This is a genomic window from Antarcticirhabdus aurantiaca, from assembly GCF_009765365.1.
Classification (GTDB): Bacteria; Pseudomonadota; Alphaproteobacteria; order Rhizobiales; family Rhizobiaceae; genus Antarcticirhabdus; species Antarcticirhabdus aurantiaca.
In genome coordinates, this window is record NZ_VTOM01000029.1 from 40,628 (window position 1) to 59,554 (window position 18,927).

Sequence of the window (18,927 nt, forward strand, 5' to 3'; positions counted from 1 at the left end):
CGAGTTCCCATGCACGACGTATCCCCGCTCAGCGGCCCGGTCACCGAAGACGACGTGACGGTCGAGGTGCGCATCTACCGGGCGCTCGGCGAAGCGGCCGGATGGGTGCTCGAGGTGATCGACGAGGGCGGCGGATCGACCGTGTGGGCCGACCCCTTCCCCACCGACCGCGAGGCCTTGCGCGCCTTCCGGGCGGCCGTGGAGGAATACGGGATCGACAGCTTCGCCGAGGCGCCCAGCACGACCCTTCACTGACGAAGCCTTCTGCCCCGAGATCGGCCCCGCCGGACCGAGGCTTCGCCTTGAGCCGCGCGCGTGACGATCGACGGTTGCTGCGCCGACGCGGCGCGATATGTCGGCCTTGTCGTGATGGCTTGGCGGGCGGAGGAGTTTTGCCGATGAGCGCATGGGTGATCGTCCCCCCGTCGAGACGCAGGCTCGGCCCGACGTCCGGCGCATGACGATCGTCTGGTTGAAGCTCCTTCACGTCGCGACGCTCTCGGTCTGGGCCGGCGGGCTGCTGCTGATGCCGCTCCTGCTCGGCCAGCGGCAGGCGGTGGGCGACGGAGCGCCGTTGCACCGGCTGCACGCCTTCACGCGCTTCGCCTACATCACCGTGATCTCGCCCGCCGCCTTTCTCGCCATCGCGTCGGGAACGGCGCTGATCTTCCAGCGCGAGGTGGTCTCGCCCTGGTTCGCGGCCAAGCTCGTCCTCGTCGGCATCCTGGTCGCGCTGCACGTCTGGATCGGGCTCGTGGTGCTCTCGGTCTTCGAGCCGGAAGGGCGCTTCGCGCGCTGGCGCGTGGGCGCGAGCGTCACCGCACTCGCGCTGGTCATGACCGGCATCGTCTGGGTCGTGCTCGCCAAGCCCGAGCTGCCCTTGGGCGCGATTCCCGAGGTTTTCTTTCAGCCCGGGGGCCTGAGGGCGCTCGCGGCCGAATTCATTCCTGGTCTGACACCATGATCCCGACGCCGTGATGCAGGATCAGCTTTCCGCCGTGCCAGCCAGCCAGCCCCGTGAACACGGCACCCAAGCCCGACAAGGCGAGGCCGAGCGGCAGGACCGCGTCCGGCTCGACCAGGCGCAGAACGAAGTTCATGCCGCAGATCGACAGGAACATCATCGCGGCGATGGCGTGCGTCCAGCTCGCCGCCCGCGCGCGGATGCCCGGCACGAGCAGGAGCTCCGCCGTGCCCACCAGCCCCGCCGCGACGCCCGTCGCGAAGGCGAAGCCGATCGACCAGAGCCCGACGCGCGCCCAGAACGGGTCGGCGCTCCACCAGTAGAAGACGTCGGCACCCAGCGTCGCAATGGCGAGCGCGATCGGGAAGTGCACGGCCATGGCGTGGATCGGATGCCCGGCGATGGCGACCGCGGAGCTGACGTCCTTCTCGGCGACCTTGCGGATCACGGGGTTCGAATCCGTCGGGCTCTTCATCGGTGCGTCTCCTTCGCCTCGGCCGGGCGCCGGGCCGCCCTCGTCGCCGCGATCGCATCTGGCGTTTCGGGTTGCGCCGGCAACCTGTCCGCGCTCGACCCGGCCGGGCCGAACGCCGCCTCCACCGCGCTGCTCTGGTGGGTCATGCTGGCCGGGTCGAGCGCGATCTTCCTGTTCGTATCCGCGCTTCTCGCGCTGGCTCTCCTCAAGCCCGGCCTCGGTGCAAACGTGCCGCCGAAGCGCTGGCTGGTCTGGGGCGGGCTCGCCTTTCCCGGCGTCGTCCTGTCCGCCCTCCTCGTCTTCGCCCTCGCGACCGGCGAGCGCCTGCTGCCCCATCCCGGCACGCAGGCCTATACGGTCGAGGCGCTGCCCGAGCAGTGGCTCTGGCGCTTCCGCTATCCCGGCGGCGGGGAGAGCGTCGGCACCCTCCACATCCCGGCCGGCCAACCGGTCGACGTGCGGGTGATCGGGACCGACGTCATCCATTCCTTCTGGGTGCCGCGGCTCGGCGGCAAGATCGACGCGATCCCCGGCCACGTGAACACGATCCGCCTCACCGCCGACCGGCCGGGCAGCTATGGGGGCGTCTGCTCCGAATTCTGCGGGACCGGCCACACCGGCATGATCTTCACCGCCCTCGCCCACGAGGCCGAGGGCTTCGAGGCCGCCCTCGCGGCCGTCCTGTCCGGGGAGGCGCCGCGATGAGCCAGGTCGACCTGCCGCTCGTGCCGGGCGACGTCGCCGAGCCCGCCTCGGGCGACGCCGCGCTGCCGCCCAAGCTCACCGCCGCGCAGCGCGGCCTCGAGCGCATCTGGGCGACGCCGCCGGGTTGGGGGCGCCTGTCCTCGGTCAACCACACCGTTCTCGGCCGGCGCTTCATCGTCGCGGCCTTCGTGTTCTTCGCCATCGGCGGCGTGCTCGCCATGCTGATCCGCGCCCAGCTCGCCTCGCCGCGCAGCGCCTTCGTCGGCCCGGACGTCTACAACCAGATCTTCACCATGCACGGCACGGTGATGATGTTCCTGTTCGCCATCCCGATGTTCGAGGGACTGGCGATCTATCTCCTGCCCAAGATGCTGGGCGCGCGAGACTTCGCCTTTCCGCGCCTCACCGCCCTCGGCTTCTGGTGCTATCTCTTCGGCGGCTCGATCCTGATCGCGGCGCTCGTGATGGGGGTCGCGCCCGACAGCGGCTGGTTCATGTACACGCCCCTGTCCTCGAACGTGTATTCGCCGGGGATCAACGCCGACGTCTGGCTCCTCGGCGTCACCTTCGTCGAGATCTCGGCGGTCGCCGCCGCGGTGGAGCTCACCGTTTCCATCCTGAAGTTCCGCGCGCCGGGCATGACGCTCGCGAAGATGCCGCTCTTTGCCTGGTACATCCTCGTCACCGCCGGGATGATGCTGGTCGGCTTCCCGCCGCTGATCCTCGGCTCGATCCTCCTGGAGCTGGAACGGGCGGCGGACCTGCCCTTCTTCGACCCCACCCGCGGCGGCGATCCGCTCCTCTGGCAGCACCTCTTCTGGCTCTTCGGCCATCCGGAGGTCTACATCATCTTCCTGCCGGCGGCCGGCATCCTGACCACGATGATCCCAGTCCTCGCCCGCCGCGAGATCCTCGGCTACTCCTGGATCGTCGTCGCGATCACGGCGCTCGGCTTCCTGTCCTTCGGCCTCTGGGTCCACCACATGTTCACGGTGGGCATCCCCCACCTCGCCCAGAGCTTCTTCTCGGCCGCGAGCGTGCTCGTCGCGATTCCGACGGGCGTCCAGATCTTTCTCTGGCTCGGCACGCTGATGGCGGGACGCCCGCGCATGAGCGTGCCTATGCTCTTCGTCGTCGGCTTCTTCCTGATCTTCGTCTGCGGGGGCCTCACCGGCGTCATGCTCGCCATCGTGCCCTTCGACTGGCAGGCGCACGACACGCACTTCGTGGTCGCCCACCTCCACTACGTCCTCGTCGGCGGCTTCGTGTTTCCCATGCTCGCGGCCGCCTACTACTACCTGCCGCACGTCACCGGCCGCGAGCCGCTCTACGGGGTGGGCAAGCTCGCCTTCTGGCTGATCTTTCTCGGCTTCAACGCGACCTTCCTCGTCATGCACCTCACTGGCCTTCTCGGCATGCCGCGCCGCTGGGCCGTCGTGCCGGAAGGCTACGGCTGGGACTGGCCGAACCTCGTCTCCTCGATCGGCGGCTTCGTGATGACGGCGGGCTTCGCGCTCTTTGCCGCCGACGTCCTGTTCCAGATCCGCTTCGGCCGGCGCTCGAAGCCCGATCCCTGGGGCGCCGAGACGCTGGAATGGGCGACGGCGATCCCGCCGCGCCCCTACGCCTTCGCGGCCATTCCGGCCGTGTCGAGCCGCACCCCCTTGCGCGACCGTCCCGATCTCGGCGCGGCGCTTGAGCGAGGCGAGGGCTATCTCGCCGAGCCCCGCCACGGCTGGCAGGAAACCCTCGTCGTCGGCATCGCCGACGGGCGGCCCGAACACATCGCCGTCCTGCCGCGCCCGACCTTTCTGCCGCTCCTCACGGCGCTCGCCATCGGCGCCTTCGTCCTGTCGCTCCTGTTCAAGCTCTACTGGCTGTCACCCGTCGCCCTCCTTCTCGTCACCGGCCTTCTTCTCGCCTGGAGCGGGCAGGCCGGCCAGCGGCAGGACCACGGACCGCTCAGCGCCGGCATGGGCCTGGCCCTGCCGCTCCACGCCGAGGTCGAGCGGCCGGCCACGTGGTGGGGCATGCTGTTCCTGCTCGTCGCCGACGCGACGCTTTTCGCCTCGCTGATGTTCGGGGGGCTCTTTCTGTGGCTTGTCGCGCCGGGCTGGCCGGGACCGGCGCCGCTCGATCTGCCATGGACGCCGACGGTCGGCCTTCTCGTCTCGGCCCTCGCCGCGGCCCTTCTCGGCCGCGCCGCCCTGATCGCGGTGCCCCGGAGCACGCGCCTCGCGGCAGCCCTCCTCGTCGCCGCCGCCCTCGCCCACGCCCTCGCCGCGGGCTGCGCGATCCTGATCGCCGCGACCGCCGTGCCCACGCCGACGCTTCACGCGCACATGGCGGTGAGCGTCGCGGTTCTCGGCTACGTGGCGCTTCACGGAGCGATCGGGGCGGTGCTTGCCGGCCTCGGCGCCTGGCGCTGCCTCGCCGGCTACGTGTCGGCGAAGCGCTCGGCGGATCTGCGGACCGGCGCGCTGTGGCACGGCTACACGGCGGCCGCGACCCTCCTGGCTCTCGGCTTCCTTGTCGGCCTCGGGCGTCTGGCGCCGCTCCGGGAGCTCGCGGTCCCATGATCGGCCAGCGCTCCGCCGCCAATCTCCTGCTTCTGACGGCCGGGCTCGTGATCTGGAGCTCCGCCTTCGTCACGCTCTACGCGGCGCTCTCGATCGGCTGCGCGTTCGGCTGGGAGGCCGTTCAGGTCGGACCGGTCAGCCTCCAGCGCCTCGTGCTCGTCGGCCTGTGGCTCGCCCACCTCGCGCTGATCGCCGGCCTCGTCCTCTGGATGCGGGGACGGGCCAGGCGGGCATCGGCCGGCGACGGACTCGCCGGCTTCTTCGGCCGGACCAGCCTTTGGGCGAGCCTCGTCGCCCTCGCCGCGACCCTCGTCAACTACGCCCCGATCCTCGGCCTGTCCGCCTGCCTGTGAGCGTGACCGCCGCATACGGGCTCGATCGGTGCCCCTTGTCCGGGAGGGCTCGCGACGAGCCCTCCCGCGCCTCGGTGAGGGATTACTCCACCACCTCGATGACGGTGCGGGTCTCGGGGTTGATCACGACGCGCTTGTTGTTGACCACCGCGTAGCCGAAGCCGGCATTGTCGGGGATCGGCGTGATGGTGACCGTCTCGGGCAGGGCCTCGCCCACCACGACGTCGCCGTCGACCGTGACGGAGGTCGCCTCCTGGCCGGTGACGTAGGTGCGCACCTCGGCCGGAACGGTGGTCGTCGTGGTCTGAGTGGTGACGGTCTGGGTGGTCCCGGTCTGGGCCATGGCCGGCGCACCGAGAGCGACGAGAACGACCGACGCGAACAGGATAGTTGTCTTCATGATGGTTCACTCACCTTGGATGTCCCTTCCATGCGAGTGGCCCCGAAACGTGCGTCATCGAAAAGAGTTGCCAAGCGCCTCGCAACGCGCAACCAACCGCACCTTTTCCTCGAACAACCGGAACGATCATCAACCTTCGAATGTGCGCGAATATTGGTTGATGGCTGGTTACATACTCCGCGGTTCTGGGAACCTGACGCTTTGATTCAGATTGAAGGCTGGAACGGAAAGCGCCTGTACCATCGAACACCTGGTCGAAACGGTGAACGGCGGGGCGACAGTTTCAACGCGCGCGTCTATCGAGGAAGAGAGCGCCCGCACGAGGCGCAGCGTTCCGGGCGCGGCATAGCAGAGCTTGCCCCCGCCCTTGGCGTCGGGACGCACGGCACCCCCCTTTGGCAGGGAGCGAGGCAGATGCGGGGCGAACGGATCGCGCAGTTCTACAAGATCGGCTTCGCGACCGTCGGCGGGTCGGCCTTTGCCTTGTCCTGGGCCTACGCGATCCAGGATCATGGATGGGCGGCGGGCCTGACCCTCGGTTGGATTCCGGCCCTCGTCATCGGCATGTTCGCCGGAGCACTCTGGCCTTTGAGCCTCGCCGTCATGGTCGCCATCGGCCTGGCCGCCTGAAGGCGGCGCGCATCCGCCCGGTGCGGCGGATTCATGGCCTGGAACAAGTCAGGCAGGTGGACGTTCTCGAACCGCCTGCAACATCGACAACGGACCTTCTGGCGCGATGGCCGACGACCGCCCCTTCATTGCCGTCTGCTTCGGTGGCGCAATGATCGTTCTCATGGCACTCGTCGGCGCGTCCGTGATCGCGCCGCCGCTCGACCTCCCCGTCACCTCCTCCTCCGAAAACCCGGGCCGCCCAGTCTTCTGACCGATCGTCGCGCGCCGCGCCGCGGCGCGCCGGCCGGGGTTGCGAGCGGACCCGCTCGCCGCCGGCAATCCGGTCGGTACTTTTCCAGCCTCGCCGCTGAGGCGACGACCAGGCGATGGCACGGTCTCGCTGGTGATGCGCGCCTGAGCCAACCACCTCGGCGCGGCGGCAAAGGGCCCGGCTGAGGACTTCGCGTCCCTCCGAGTTGCGCGGCAGGCTCGATTGAGCCCGGCCTGCCCTTCGCGGAACTCAACCTCGACAGCAATCCAACAATAGCCCGTCCGCGTTTCTAATTTTGTATATAGATTTGGTAGATTATTGTTTGGGAGCGGGCGAGCTGCTGGCTAGGCTCATGGGCATGGAAGGAGCGGCCGCGCTGCGGTGACGGCCTCCGCCATCCCGAGCCGAAGGACGCCGCATGACCCTGCACCGGATCGACCATCCCGCCGCCCTCGACCGACGATCGCCCGCAGCTCCCTTTCGGATCGCCGTGGATCCGCGGCTTCGCCGCCTCGCCGAGACCATCCTCGCCCGCTACGGCCTTCTCGTCGGCTTCCTCGTCGCCTGGCAGGTGTCGAGCCGCACGGGCCTCCTCAACCCGGCCGTCTTCCCGCCCCTCGACACGATCGCCGCCGCGCTCTGGCAGGGCCTCGTCGGCGGCGCGCTCCTCGACGACATCGCCATCAGCTGCAGCGCTCCGGCATCGCCTTCGCCGGCGCGGTCGTCGTCGCGATCCCGCTCGGGCTCCTCATGGGTCACGTGCGGGCGGTGAACACCGCGCTCGACCCGATCCTCCAGCTCTTCCGCCAGACCTCGGCCCTCGCGCTCTATCCGGTCTTCATCCTGATCCTCGGGCTCGGCGAAGCGTCCAAGGTCTTCGTGATCTTCTGGGCGACGCTGTTTCCGCTGCTGCTCAGCACCATCGGGGGCGTGCGCGAGGTCGACCCGAAGCTCGTCGAGATGGCGCGCACCTACGGTGCCTCGCGCCTCACCGTGTTCCGCCGCGTGGTGCTGCCGGGCGCCGTGCCGGCGATCTTCGTGGGCCTGCGCCTCAGCGCGACGACCGCGCTGCTGCTCCTGATCGCCGCCGAGATGATCGGCGCCAACAAGGGCATCGGCTTCCAGGTCATGAACGCCCAGTACAACTTCCAGATCCCGCTGATGTTCGCGGCCATCGCGCTTCTCGCCATTCTCGGCCTCACCGCGAACGCCGTGCTCGTGCGCCTGCAGCGCCGGCTCTGCCGCTGGAACGGCCCGAACGCCGCCGTCTGACCTCCCTTTTTCTCATCCCTCCTCCCGATCAAAGGATCTTCCCATGACCATCCTCTCGCAGGCTCGCGGACTCGCGCGGGCGACGCTCGGCGGCCTCGTTCTCGGACTCCTCGCCGCCGGCCCGGCTGGCGCGCAGACGCCCGAGCCCGTCACGCTGCGCTTCCTCGCCAGCCATGGCAGCGTCAGTCCGCACGAGCTGGCATTCGAGCTCGGCTACTTCGACGGCCTCGGCATCACGCTGGAGAACGTCGGCTACGCCAAGGGCGGGCCGGAATCGCTCTTCGGCCTCGCCTCCGGCAGCGTCGACATCGGCTCGGCGGCCACCGCCGCCGTGATCAACTCGATCACCGGCGGAAACGACTTCGTCGCGGCCTATCCGACCAACGGCATCAACGACGGCGTCCAAAGCGTCTTCTACGTTCTCGACGACAGCCCGATCCGCTCCATCGCCGATCTGCCGGGCAAGACGATCGCGGTGAACACGCTCGGCGCCCATCTCGACTATACCGTGCGCGAAGCGCTGCACGGCGCCGGGCTGCCGGCGAACGCCGCCAACCTCGTGACGGTGCCGGGCCCGCAGCTGGAGCAGGTCCTGCGCTCGGGCCAGGTGGACGTCGCGGCCATCGGCTACTGGCAGACGACCTTCGGCGGCGTCCTCCTCGAGCACGGCGGCGTGCGCCCGATCTTCGACGACACCGACGTCCTCGGCGAGATCGCCGGCGGCTTCGCGGTGCTGCGCCGCGATTTCGTCGAGGCTCATCCGAAGGCCGCGCGCGACTTCGTCGAGCAGTCCGCCCGCGCCGCCGACTGGTCGCGCGAGCACCCGGAGGAAGCGCGCGAGGTGCTCGCTCGCATCTTCGAGGAGCGCGGCGAGAACGCCGAGATCGCCCGCTACTGGAAGGGCTTCGGCCTGCGCGAGGGCGGCCGGGCGACGGAGCGCGACCTGTCCTTCTGGATCGAGGTGCTGGAGCGCGAGGGCAGCCTGCCGCAGGGCAAGTTCAAGGCCGCCGACCTCCTGTTCCAGCCCGACGCCGCGAAGGCGACGAACTGATGAGCCGCGCAGCCATGGCCACGACCTCGCGGGCCGGTCGCGGAGAGGTGACGATCCGCGACCTGTCGAAGTCCTATCCCCTCAACGGCCGGCCGCTGTCGGTCCTGCGCAGGCTGAGCTTCGAGATCCGCTCGGGCGAATGCCTCGCGGTGGTCGGCGCCAGCGGCTCGGGCAAGACGACGCTGCTGCGCATCCTGGCCGGCCTCGAAGCCGCCGATGCCGGCGTCGTGACGATCGGCGACAGGCCGCTCAGCGGCGTCGGCGCCGAGCGCGCGGTGATCTTCCAGGAGCCGCGCCTCCTGCCCTGGCAGACGGTGCTCGGCAACGTGGCCTTCGGCCTCGAAGTGCGCGGCACCCCGCGCGCGCAGGCCGAGGCGCGGGCGCGGGACACCATCCGCCTCGTCGGTCTCGACGACTTCGCCGAGGCCTATCCCCGCCAGCTCTCCGGCGGCATGGCGCAGCGCATCGGCATCGCCCGGGCGCTCACCGTCCAGCCGGAGATCCTCCTCCTCGACGAGCCCTTCGGCGCGCTCGACGCCATGACCAAGATCACCATGCAGGAGGAACTCGCGCGCATCTGGCGCGAGGAGAACGTCACCATGGTACTCGTCACCCACGACCTCGAGGAAGCGGTGTTTCTCGCCGACCGGGTGCTCATCCTGCCCAAGGACAAGGAGCGCGGCGCCCGCATCCTCGACGTCGACCTGCCGCGCCCGCGCGAGCGCGGCGATCCCCGCTTCGTGCGCCTGCGCGGCGAGCTGATGGCCGAGTTCGGCCTCCACTGACGCTCGGGGTTCTCGCCCCTCATCTCCCCCAGATCCAAAACGAGGACGATCCCATGGCCCGCCGCAACGAGCGCATGAAGCTCGGCGCCTTCCTCTACTTCACCGGCCATCACCTGGCCGCCTGGCGCCATCCGGACGCGCAGCAGGGCACCGAGCTGGTCGACTATGTCGAGCTCGCCCGCATCGCCGAGGCCGCGAAGTTCGACGCCCTCTTCCTCGCCGACGGCGTGGGCGTGCGCCTGTCCGACCGCGAGGCCGCGAGCCGCAAGGCCCATAGCGGCGTCACCCCCTTCGAGCCGATCACGCTCCTCTCGGCGCTGGCGGCGGTGACGAGCCGCATCGGGCTCGTGGCGACCGCCTCGACCAGCTATTCCGATCCCTACAACCTCGCCCGCCAGTTCGCCTCGCTCGACCGCCTGTCGAACGGGCGCGCCGGCTGGAACCTCGTGACCTCGGCGGACCCCGAGGCCGCGCTCAACTTCGGCCACGACGCGGCGATCCGCCATGCGGACCGTTACGCGCGCGCCGAGGAGTTCGCCGACGTCGTGCTCGGCCTCTGGAACAGCTGGGACGACGACGCCTTCGTCCGCGACCGGGCGAGCGGGCGCTACTTCGACCCCGAGAAGCTCCGGCTCCTGAACCATAGCGGCGAGCACTTCAAGGTCCGCGGGCCGCTCAACATCCCGCGCTCGCCGCAGGGGCATCCGGTTCTCGTCCAGGCCGGCGCCTCGCAGGCGGGCATGGAGCTGGCGGCGCGCACGGCCGAGCTGGTCTTCGCGGCGGAGGTGACGCTGGAGGATGCCGTTTCCTTCTACGCCCGGCTGAAGGGGCGGCTCGCCGCTTACGGCCGCCGGCCGGACGAGCTGAAGGTGCTGCCGGGCGTCTTCCCCGTGGTCGGGCGCACCCTGGCGGAGGCCGAGGAGAAATTCGAGGCGCTGCAGGAGCTGATCCAGCCGGAAGTCGGGCTCGACTTCCTGTCCACCACGATCGGCGTCGACCTTTCGGCCTATCCCCTCGACGGCCCTGTGCCGGACCTGCCCGAGACCAACGGCAACCGCAGCCGGCAGGCGCTCCTTCTCGCGCTCGCCCGGCGCGAGAACCTGACGATCCGCCAGCTCTACAAGCGCGTCGCCGGCGCGCGCGGCCATTGGCAGGTGGTCGGCACGCCCGCGCAGGTCGCCGACCTCCTTGAAGAGCGCTTCGAGGCCTACGGCGCCGACGGCTTCAACGTGATGTCGCCGATCAAGCCCGGCGGGCTCGTCGACTTCGTCGAGCTGGTGCTGCCGGAACTGCGCCGCCGCGGCCTGTTCCGCGAGGACTACGAGGGCGCGACCCTGCGCCAGAACCTCGGCCTCGATCACCCGGCCGCGCGCTCTGCCTCCCGCTTCGCCGCCGCGGCGGAATAGCTCGACCCCCTCCCCCGTCCCGAACCCAGGAGACCTGCATGACCAGCCTTTCCCTCGCCGAGGCCGCGCCGATCGCCGTTGTTCCCGTCACGGCCCGCGTCGGCGCCGAGATCCGCGGCGTCCGCCTGTCGGGCGACCTGCCCGAGGCGACGATCGCGGCCATCAACGCCGCGCTTCTCGCCCACAAGGTGGTGTTCTTCCGCGGTCAGGCGCACCTCGACGACGCCGCGCACGAGCAGTTCGCCCGGCGGCTCGGCGACCTCGTGCCCCACCCGACCCAGGGCGCCTTCAACAACAGCGCCTCCATCCTCAACCTCGACTCCAGTCGGGGCGGCGGGCGGGCCGACCAGTGGCACACCGACGTCACCTTCGTCGACGCCTATCCGAAGTTCTCCGTGCTGCGCGGCGTCGTGATCCCGGAGGCCGGCGGCGACACGGTCTGGTCGAACACCCATGCCGCATACGAGGCCCTGCCCGAGCCCCTGCGGCGCCTCGCCGATACCTTGCGCGCGATCCACAGCAACGTCTACGACTATGCCGCCGTGCGACCGCGCGCCAGCGCCGAGGAGCGCCGGCACTACGAGGAGGTCTTCACCTCAACCGTCTACGAGACCGAGCATCCGGTGGTGCGCGTCCATCCGGAGACCGGCGAGCGCTCGCTCCTTCTCGGCAACTTCGTCCAGCGCTTCGCCGGCCTCTCCAAGCGCGACTCGGCCGTGCTCTACGACCTCTTCCAGTCCTACGTCACCGCGCCGGAGAACACGGTCCGCTGGCGCTGGCAGGCGGGCGACGTCGTGATCTGGGACAACCGCGCCACGCAGCACTACGCCGTCAACGACTACGGCGACGCCCACCGCGTGGTGCGCCGCGTGACCGTCGACGGCGACGTGCCGGTGGGCGTCGACGGGCGTCCCAGCACCGCCCTGCGGGTGGCGGCCAAGCCCGCGGCCAAGGCGGCCTGACGGCGCCGGCCGCGCTTGAGCGCGGCCGGTTGCGCCCATTCGCAGATCAGTGGCCGGTCACCGCGTCGCCGGCGCCGGCCTTGTCGTGGACGGCGAAGCGCTCGACCATGGTGGCGCTGGCGGCATTGAGCCCGCGCACCTCGACGATCCGGCCGTGGCCGCGCGCCTTCATGACCACCCGGTCCAGCGCGCCCACGGCCGAGATGTCCCAGAAATGGGCCGCGCCGACATCGATCACGATGCGCTCCACCGGCTCCAGCACGTCGATCGCCTCGGCGAAGGTCGAGGCCGAGGCGAAGAAGACCTGCCCCTCGACGAGGTAGGTGCGCGTGCGTCCGTCCGCCGAGAGCGAGGACGACACCCGGCTGAGCCGGGCCACCTTGCCGGCGAAGAACACGCCCGACAGGAGCACCCCGACGAGGACGCCCTTGGCGAGGTCGTGGGTCGCCACCGTCACCGCCACCGTCGCCAGCATGACGGCGGAGGACGGCACGGGGTTGGAGCGCAGGCGGGCGATCGAGCGCCAGGAGAAGGTGTTGATCGAGACCATGATCATCACCGCCGTCAGCGCCCCCACGGGGATCGCCGCCAGGAGGTCCTGCAGGAGGACGAGGAGCACCAGGAGAAAGAGGCCGGCGACGAGCGTCGACAAGCGCCCGCGCCCGCCCGAGGACACGTTGATGACGGATTGCCCGATCATCGCGCAGCCGCCCATGCCGCCGAAGACCGCGGAGGCCATGTTGGCGACGCCCTGGCCCACGCATTCGTGGCTCTTGCTGCTCGGCGTGTCCGTCATGTCGTCGACGATCTGCGCGGTCAGGAGCGATTCCAGGAGGCCCACCGCGGCGAGCGCCAGGGCGACGGGCAGCAGGATCCGAAGCGTTTCCAGCGTATAGGGCACGTCCGGCAGCGCGAAGCTCGGCAGCGCCGAGGGCAGCTCGCCGAGATCGGCGACGGTGCGCACGTCGAGCCCGCTCGCCCAGACGAAGACGGTCAAAACGACGATCGCGACCAGCGGCGAAGGCACCGCCCTGGTGAGAAACGGCAGGCCGTAGATGATCGCGAGCCCCGCCGCGATCAGCGCGTAGGTCGCCGTCGGCACGCCGATCAGTTCGGGCATCTGGGCGAGGAAGATGAGAATCGCGAGGGCATTGACGAAACCCGTCATCACCGATTGCGAGACGAAGCGCATCAGCCGCCCGAGCTTCAGCGCGCCCGCCACGATCTGGATGAGACCCATCAGGATGGTGGCGGCGAAGAGGTACTGGACGCCGTAGTCGCGCACGAGGTCGACCATCAGGACGGCGGTCGCGGCGGTGGCGGCGGAGATCATGGCGGGACGCCCGCCGACGAAGGCGATCACGGTGGCGATCACCACCGAGGCGTAGAGGCCGACCTTCGGGTCGACGCCGGCGATGACGGAGAAGCCGATGGCTTCGGGAACGAGGGCGATCGCGACGACGAGGCCCGAAAGGACATCGCCGCGCGGGTTCGATACCCACTCCCGGCGCGACAGGTAAGGCATTTTCATGGGAAATGTCCGCAAAGCATGACCGCCTGCCCGGCTCGAATGCGGGCAGCGAGAAGACGCGTGTCGTTTGCGTTGTCCGGCGGATCGGCGGCCGGAAGAGCCACCCGGGCTTTCACCGGGTCCAGTCGAATGGTCTCCTCATAAGGCCGCGCGCCTTGCACCGCAACATCGTCGCGCGGCGCGCCGGAGCACGGGCCCGATCTTCGCCTGCGCCGCCGATGCCCGATGACCGTCAGCCGCCCGAAACGTCACCGATCCGCCACATTGGCCGCGGATCGCATCGCCGCGTTCTTAAATTGACTTGAAGAGTCATGTTTGGCCGGCGAAGGAGGTTCGTCCACTCCTTCGGAACTTGATCCATGCTGCTGCGCCGCCACCTCCTCTTGTCCGCCGCCTGCTTCGGCAGCCTCATCGCGCAGGACGCCGCGGCGCAGAGCGGAGGATCGATCACCCTCGACACCGTGGTCGTCGACGGCGGAGGCGAAGCCGGCGCCGGCGCCGGCGGGACGGGGACGAGCACCACCGCCTCTCCCGCGACCGGCCAGCGCTCGAGCGGCGTCACCACGCCGGCCGGCGCCACCACCGCGCTCAAGGGCGCGGGCTCCCAGCGCGCCGCGCCCCAGGTCGTCTCGGTGATCGGGCGCGACCAGATCGAGGAGCGCAACGTCCAGACCGTCGACGAGGCGACGCGCTATTCCGCCGGCGTGCTCGGCCAGAAGTTCGGCGCCAACAACCGCCTCGACTGGTTCAACATCCGCGGCTTCCCGGCCGAAACCGACGGCCTCTTCCTCGACGGCCTCGGCCTCTTCTCCACCGCCTTCGCCTCCTGGCGCATCGACCCGGTGACGCTCGACCGCATCGAGGTGCTGCGCGGGCCGGCCTCGGTGCTTTACGGCGGCACCTCGCCGGGCGGCATCGTCAACCTCGTCTCCAAGCGCCCCTCCACCGATCCGGGCGGCGAGATCGAGGTCGGCGTCAACGAGTGGGGCCAGGGCTACACCTCGCTGGATGCCACCGGTCCGCTCGACGCGGACAAGGTCTGGTCCTACCGCCTCGACGCCAAGATCTTCGGCGGCGACACCTTCGCCGACGAGGGCGACACCTTCGAGGGCGTCGTCGCCCCCAGCATCAACTGGTCGCCCGACGCCGACACGAGCTTCACGCTCTACGGCTACTACCAGCGCGACGATTCCAACAACACGCCGGGCTTCCTGCCCTATGTCGGCACGGTCGAGCCGGCATCCTACGGCCGCATCTCGCGCAAGCTCTTCACGAGCAGCCTGGACGTCGACGAGTTCGAGCGCGATCAGGCCATGATCGGCTACGAGTTCGAGCACCGCTTCGACGAGACCTTCACGGTCCGCCAGAACGCCCGCTACGCCCACCTCGATTCGACCTACCAGGTGGTCTACGGCTTCGGCACCGCCTTCGGCGGCGCCCCCACCGAGATCGGCCGCCTGAACTTCCGCACGACGCCCGAAGCCGACACGGTCACGATCGACACGCAGGGCGAGGCGCGTTTCGAGACCGGACCGGTCTCCCACGTCGCGATCGCCGGCGTCGACTACCGCTGGTTCCGCATCGACGACAACCAGGCCTTCTCCTTCGGCACCAACCTCGACGTCCTCGATCCGGACTACGACGCGGTGCAGCCGCCGGTCGGCGCGCCCTACATCGACAACAAGCAGACGCTGAACCAGACGGGCCTCTACCTCCAGGACCAGATGACCTGGGACAAGCTGGTCGTCACCCTCAACGCGCGCTACGACTTCCTCGACACGGAGCTCGACAACCGCTTGGCCCTCGGCCTCGACAACGACGCAGACGAGGGCCAGCTCTCGGGCCGCGCGGGCGCCGCCTACCTCTTCGACAACGGCATCACCCCCTACCTCAGCTACTCGACCTTCTTCACGCCTGTCCTCAGCGTCGATGCCGATACGGGCAAACCCTTCGAGGCCGGCGACGGCGAGCAGATCGAGGGCGGCGTGAAGTGGGAGCCGCAGAGCTTCGACGGCACCTTCACCGCCTCGCTCTTCGACATCAAGCGCCGCAACGTGCTCACCCGCGACGTGGTGGGCGGGCGGCCCTTCGTGGACGTCCAGACCGGCGAAATCCGCTCGCGCGGCCTGGAGCTCGAAGCCAACCTCAACCTCGGCTACGGCTTCAGCCTCCTCGGCGCCTATACCGACATGGACGTCGAGGTCACCGAATCCTCGGGCCTCGACCTCGGCCAGGTGCCGCCCGCGACGCCGGAAGAGTTCGCCTCGCTCTGGCTCGACTACGAGGTCCAGTCGGGCGCGGCCAAGGGCCTGAAGCTCGGCGCGGGCGTGCGCCACGTCGGCAAGAGCTACGCCGACCGCGCCAACGACTTCGAGGTGCCGGACTACACGCTGGTCGACGCCGCGGTCTCCTACGAGACTGACAGCTGGCGCGCCACCGTCGCGGCCGACAACCTCTTCGACAAGCGGACCGTCAGTTGCGGGCCGGACGAGAACTCCTGCTTCTACGGCGATGCGCGCAAGGTTTCGGCCAGCCTCGCCTACAAGTTCTGATGGAGCGCGTCCCCGGCGCGCTGCGAGCCGCGGCGCGCGTCCTCCTCGGCCTCGCTCTCCTGGTTTTCGCCGCCGCCTCCCCGGCGTCGAGCCAGGAGGGCGGGGCCTTTCCCGTGTCCGTCACCGATGTCGCCGGCCGCGCGGTGACGATCCCCGAGAGGCCGCAGCGGATCGCGCTCGGCGAAGGCGTCCAGGCGATCTCGCTGGCGCTCGTCGACCCGCAGGCGCTCTCGCGCCTCGTTCTCGTCGGGGCCGATCTCGGCGCCTACGATCCGGGAACCGAGGCCGCGCTGGTCCAGGCCTTTCCCGCGCTCGGCAGCGTTCCGACCGCCCGCGACGAGGGCTCGGGCCTGCCCTTCGAGCTGGTGCTCGCCGCAAAGCCCGACCTCGTCGTCTTCAGCCTCTGGCAGAAGCCGCGCGTCGAGGTGCTGGTCGGGCAGCTCGACGCCCTCGGCATTCCCGTCCTCTTCACCGACTTCTTCGAGGCGCCGGTCGAGAACACGCCGGCGAGCATGCGCCTCCTCGGCCGCGCGCTCGGGCGCGCGGAAGCGGGCGAGCGCTATGCCGCGCTCTTCGAGGAGCGGCTGGCGGCGGTGCGCGCAGCGGTGGCGGGGCGCCCCGCGAGGAGCCTCATCCTCAACGCCTTTCCCGCCACCTGGGCCTGCTGCTGGGCGCAGGGAACGGGCGGCTTCGGCGCGTTCCTCCCGATCGCCGGCGGGCGAAACATCGGCGAAGCGGCCTTTCCGGACACGCTCGGCGGGGCCCTCGCGCTCGAATACGTCCTCGCCGCCGACCCCGACGTCTACGTCGCGACGGGCTTGTCGGCGCCCGGCGACGGGCTGCGGCTCGGCGGGGGCATCGACGAGGCGGAGGCCCGGGCCGGGCTTCGCGCGGTCGTCGCGGCCGAGCCGATCGCGGGCTTCCGCGCCGTGCGGGAGGGTCGCGCCCACGGGCTGTGGAACTGGTTCAACGGCACCCCCCTCAACATCCTCGCGCTCGAAGCATTGGCGACCTGGCTGCACCCGGAAACGGCCGCGACGCTCGACCCGGCGGCCACCCGCGCGACGATCGAGGAGCGCTTCCTCGGCCGGCCGCTGCCCGGCACCTTCTGGACGAGCCTCGCGCCGTGACCGCTCCAGGATCGGGGGCGGGCCCCGGCTCGGGCGCCGCCGAGCGCATCCGCGCCGCCCATCGGCGCACGAACCGCCGGCGTTGGATCCTGGTGGCGGCCGCCGGCCTCGTTTCCGTCCTCCTTTTCCTCCTCGACCTCGTTTCCGGCCCGGCGGGCCTCGCCCTCGGCGACGCCGTGGCGGCGCTCACCGGCGGCGCGGTGGACCCGACGACGCTCGTGATCGTTCAGAGCGTGCGCCTCCCCGCCGCGCTGACGGCGCTTCTCGTCGGCGCGGCGCTCGCCGTGTCCGGCGCCGAGCTCCAAACGCTGTTCGACAACCCGCTGGCGGAAGGGGCGACGCTCGGCGTCGCGCCGGCCGCCGCGCTCGGCGCGGCCGCGGCGATCGTCCTCGGCTTCGGGATTCCGGGCGTGCCGACCCTCTGGCTGGTGCCGGCCAACGCCTTCCTGTTCGCGCTCGGCGCCATGCTGATCCTGCAGGGGATCGCCCGCGAGCGCGGGCACGACACGCAGACGCTGGTTCTCGTCGGCATCGCGCTGGTCTTCACCTTCAACGCCCTTCTGTCGCTCCTCCTCTTCGTCGCCTCGCAGCAGGCGCTGCAGCAGCTCGTCTTCTGGCTCCTCGGGAGCCTTGCCGGCGCGCGCTGGGACACGATCGCGCCGGTGGCCGCGGTGACGCTCCTGGTCCTGCCCCTGTCGTTCGCCCAGGCCTGGAAGCTGACCGCGCTGCGGCTCGGGGCCGAGCGCGCCGCGAGCTTCGGCATGGACCTGCCGCGCCTGCGCTTCTTCGCCCTCGCCCGCGTCAGCCTCCTCACCGGCGCCGCCGTCTCGATCGTCGGCACGGTCGGCTTCGTCGGCCTCGTCGGGCCGCACATCGCGCGGATCCTCGTCGGCGAGGACCACCGCTTCTTTCTGCCGATGAGCGCGCTCGTCGGGGCGGCGCTGGTCTCGGCGGCCTCGATCGCGGCGAAATCCATCCTGCCGGGCGTCGTCATCCCGATCGGCATCGTCACCTCGCTGATCGGCCTGCCGATCTTCTTCTCGCTGATCCTGTCGAGGCGCGGATGAGCGGGCTCGCCCTGGAACTCTCCGGCTTCTCGGCCGGCTACGGCCGGCGGCGCATCGTCGAGGACGCGACGATCGAGCCGGTTCGGCCCGGCAGCCTCCTCGCCCTGGTCGGGCCGAACGGCGCGGGAAAGTCGACCCTCCTCAAGGCGCTGGCCGGCCTCGCGGACGCCTCCGGCACCGCGCGCCTCGGGACGGCCGACCTCCTGTCGCGGGCAGCGCGCGGGCGCGAGAACCTCGTCGGCTTCATGCCGCAGACGGTCCCGCGCGGCGTGCGCCTCAGCGTGTTCGAGAGCGTCGTCGGCGCCGTGAAGGCCGCGCCGATCGCGCGCGAGGCGCTGGGCCTGGCCGAGGCCGAGCAACGGGCGGCCGAAACGCTGGAAGCGCTCGGCCTCGCCGAGATCGCGCATGCGCCGCTCGACCGCCTGTCGGGCGGCCAGCGGCAGATGGCCTCCTTCGCCCAGACGGTGGTGCGCGCGCCCGCTCTGCTGCTTCTCGATGAGCCGACGAGCGCGCTCGACCTTCGCCACCAGCGCGAGCTGATGCTGGCCGCGCGCGCCTTCGCCGATGCCGGCCGCATCGTCGCGGTGGTGCTTCACGACCTCAACCTCGCCCTTCGCTGGGCCGACCGTCTCCTGGTCCTTCACCGCGGCCGGCTGCGCGCGCAAGGTCCGCCCGCCACGGTCCTGACGCCGGACCTCGTCGCGGAGGTCTATGGCGTGGCGAGCCGCCTCGAAGCGGGCTCGGGCGGGCGCCCCTACCTCGTCGTCGACTGAGCACCCCGAACGAGCCCGCCCCGGATGCCGCGCCCGGCG

Annotated in this window: 18 protein-coding genes, 1 pseudogene and 1 other annotated feature; of the genes and pseudogenes, 16 read left to right on the plus strand and 3 right to left on the minus strand. The window is 70.6% G+C overall.

Annotated features, from left to right (window positions below):
- Positions 1-9 precede the first annotated feature (9 nt).
- Positions 10-255 (plus strand): hypothetical protein, encoded by a 246-nt coding sequence (locus FZN60_RS25290; protein ID WP_158876492.1) that lies wholly within the window; start codon positions 10-12, stop codon positions 253-255.
- A gap of 151 nt (positions 256-406) precedes the next feature.
- Positions 407-964, plus strand: a complete 558-nt coding sequence (locus tag FZN60_RS25295; RefSeq protein ID WP_246727186.1) for a CopD family protein — start codon at positions 407-409, stop codon at positions 962-964.
- Here the strand turns inward: FZN60_RS25295 and FZN60_RS25300 are convergent.
- On the minus strand, positions 942-1,439 hold the full coding sequence (locus FZN60_RS25300; protein ID WP_158876494.1) for a DUF2231 domain-containing protein: 498 nt from the start codon (positions 1,437-1,439) through the stop codon (positions 942-944). The genes FZN60_RS25295 and FZN60_RS25300 overlap by 23 nt on opposite strands.
- Before the next feature lie 84 nt (positions 1,440-1,523).
- On the opposite strand from FZN60_RS25300, the gene coxB reads away from it, so the two are divergent.
- The 3 genes from coxB to FZN60_RS25315 are packed head-to-tail and all read left to right on the plus strand — an operon-like array spanning position 1,524 to position 5,076.
- Positions 1,524-2,144, plus strand: coding sequence for a cytochrome c oxidase subunit II (gene coxB / locus FZN60_RS25305; protein WP_369413077.1), 621 nt, complete (start codon positions 1,524-1,526; stop codon positions 2,142-2,144).
- Positions 2,141-4,723 (plus strand): cytochrome c oxidase subunit I, encoded by a 2,583-nt coding sequence (gene ctaD / locus FZN60_RS25310; RefSeq protein ID WP_158876499.1) that lies wholly within the window; start codon positions 2,141-2,143, stop codon positions 4,721-4,723. Before coxB ends, ctaD begins: the two co-directional genes overlap by 4 nt.
- Entirely contained in the window at positions 4,720-5,076 is a 357-nt protein-coding gene (locus FZN60_RS25315) for a hypothetical protein (protein WP_158876501.1), read from the plus strand. Before ctaD ends, FZN60_RS25315 begins: the two co-directional genes overlap by 4 nt.
- Positions 5,077-5,158: 82 nt before the next feature.
- On the opposite strand, the gene FZN60_RS25320 is transcribed toward FZN60_RS25315, so the two are convergent.
- Complete coding sequence (locus FZN60_RS25320; protein WP_158876503.1) at positions 5,159-5,476, minus strand: DUF1236 domain-containing protein; 318 nt, start codon at positions 5,474-5,476, stop codon at positions 5,159-5,161.
- Between the two features lie 414 nt (positions 5,477-5,890).
- Here FZN60_RS25320 and FZN60_RS25325 point away from each other — a divergent pair, with 414 nt between their 5' ends.
- The 7 genes and pseudogenes from FZN60_RS25325 to FZN60_RS25355 all read left to right on the plus strand — a co-directional run bounded on the left by FZN60_RS25325 (position 5,891) and on the right by FZN60_RS25355 (position 11,835).
- Complete coding sequence (locus tag FZN60_RS25325) at positions 5,891-6,106, plus strand: hypothetical protein (protein WP_158876506.1); 216 nt, start codon at positions 5,891-5,893, stop codon at positions 6,104-6,106.
- Between the two features lie 106 nt (positions 6,107-6,212).
- On the plus strand, positions 6,213-6,359 hold the full coding sequence (locus tag FZN60_RS25330) for a hypothetical protein (protein ID WP_158876509.1): 147 nt from the start codon (positions 6,213-6,215) through the stop codon (positions 6,357-6,359).
- 418 nt (positions 6,360-6,777) lie between these two features.
- Positions 6,778-7,631 (plus strand): annotated as a pseudogene (locus tag FZN60_RS25335) (ABC transporter permease).
- Positions 7,632-7,674: 43 nt separating this feature from the next.
- Positions 7,675-8,682 carry an ABC transporter substrate-binding protein gene (locus tag FZN60_RS25340; RefSeq protein WP_158876511.1) on the plus strand — a complete coding sequence of 336 codons (1,008 nt, stop codon included), beginning with the start codon at positions 7,675-7,677 and terminating at the stop codon, positions 8,680-8,682.
- 14 nt (positions 8,683-8,696) lie between these two features.
- Complete coding sequence (locus FZN60_RS25345; RefSeq protein WP_158876595.1) at positions 8,697-9,467, plus strand: ABC transporter ATP-binding protein; 771 nt, start codon at positions 8,697-8,699, stop codon at positions 9,465-9,467.
- A gap of 53 nt (positions 9,468-9,520) precedes the next feature.
- Positions 9,521-10,873: an LLM class flavin-dependent oxidoreductase gene (locus FZN60_RS25350; protein WP_158876514.1), complete on the plus strand. Its 1,353-nt coding sequence runs from the start codon at positions 9,521-9,523 to the stop codon at positions 10,871-10,873.
- Between the two features lie 38 nt (positions 10,874-10,911).
- Positions 10,912-11,835, plus strand: a complete 924-nt coding sequence (locus FZN60_RS25355) for a TauD/TfdA dioxygenase family protein (RefSeq protein WP_158876516.1) — start codon at positions 10,912-10,914, stop codon at positions 11,833-11,835.
- 46 nt (positions 11,836-11,881) lie between these two features.
- On the opposite strand, the gene FZN60_RS25360 is transcribed toward FZN60_RS25355, so the two are convergent.
- The gene (locus tag FZN60_RS25360; RefSeq protein ID WP_158876519.1) at positions 11,882-13,366 is read right to left on the minus strand and encodes a SulP family inorganic anion transporter; all 1,485 of its coding nucleotides are present in this window, start codon (positions 13,364-13,366) and stop codon (positions 11,882-11,884) included.
- A gap of 70 nt (positions 13,367-13,436) precedes the next feature.
- Positions 13,437-13,492: a sequence feature (sul1 is cis-regulatory element that is thought to sense ions involved in sulfur or methionine metabolism; They are found in Alphaproteobacteria), on the minus strand.
- A gap of 233 nt (positions 13,493-13,725) precedes the next feature.
- On the opposite strand from FZN60_RS25360, the gene FZN60_RS25365 reads away from it, so the two are divergent.
- From FZN60_RS25365 to FZN60_RS25380, 4 genes are read left to right on the plus strand one after another with little or no spacing between them, the layout of a single operon-like run.
- A complete protein-coding gene (locus FZN60_RS25365; protein WP_158876521.1) occupies positions 13,726-15,918 on the plus strand; it encodes a TonB-dependent siderophore receptor in 2,193 nt (730 codons plus the stop codon).
- On the plus strand, positions 15,918-17,048 hold the full coding sequence (locus tag FZN60_RS25370; RefSeq protein ID WP_158876524.1) for an ABC transporter substrate-binding protein: 1,131 nt from the start codon (positions 15,918-15,920) through the stop codon (positions 17,046-17,048). Before FZN60_RS25365 ends, FZN60_RS25370 begins: the two co-directional genes overlap by 1 nt.
- A complete protein-coding gene (locus FZN60_RS25375; RefSeq protein WP_246727188.1) occupies positions 17,045-18,115 on the plus strand; it encodes a FecCD family ABC transporter permease in 1,071 nt (356 codons plus the stop codon). Before FZN60_RS25370 ends, FZN60_RS25375 begins: the two co-directional genes overlap by 4 nt.
- A complete protein-coding gene (locus FZN60_RS25380; RefSeq protein WP_158876526.1) occupies positions 18,112-18,888 on the plus strand; it encodes an ABC transporter ATP-binding protein in 777 nt (258 codons plus the stop codon). Before FZN60_RS25375 ends, FZN60_RS25380 begins: the two co-directional genes overlap by 4 nt.
- Positions 18,889-18,927: the final 39 nt, after the last annotated feature.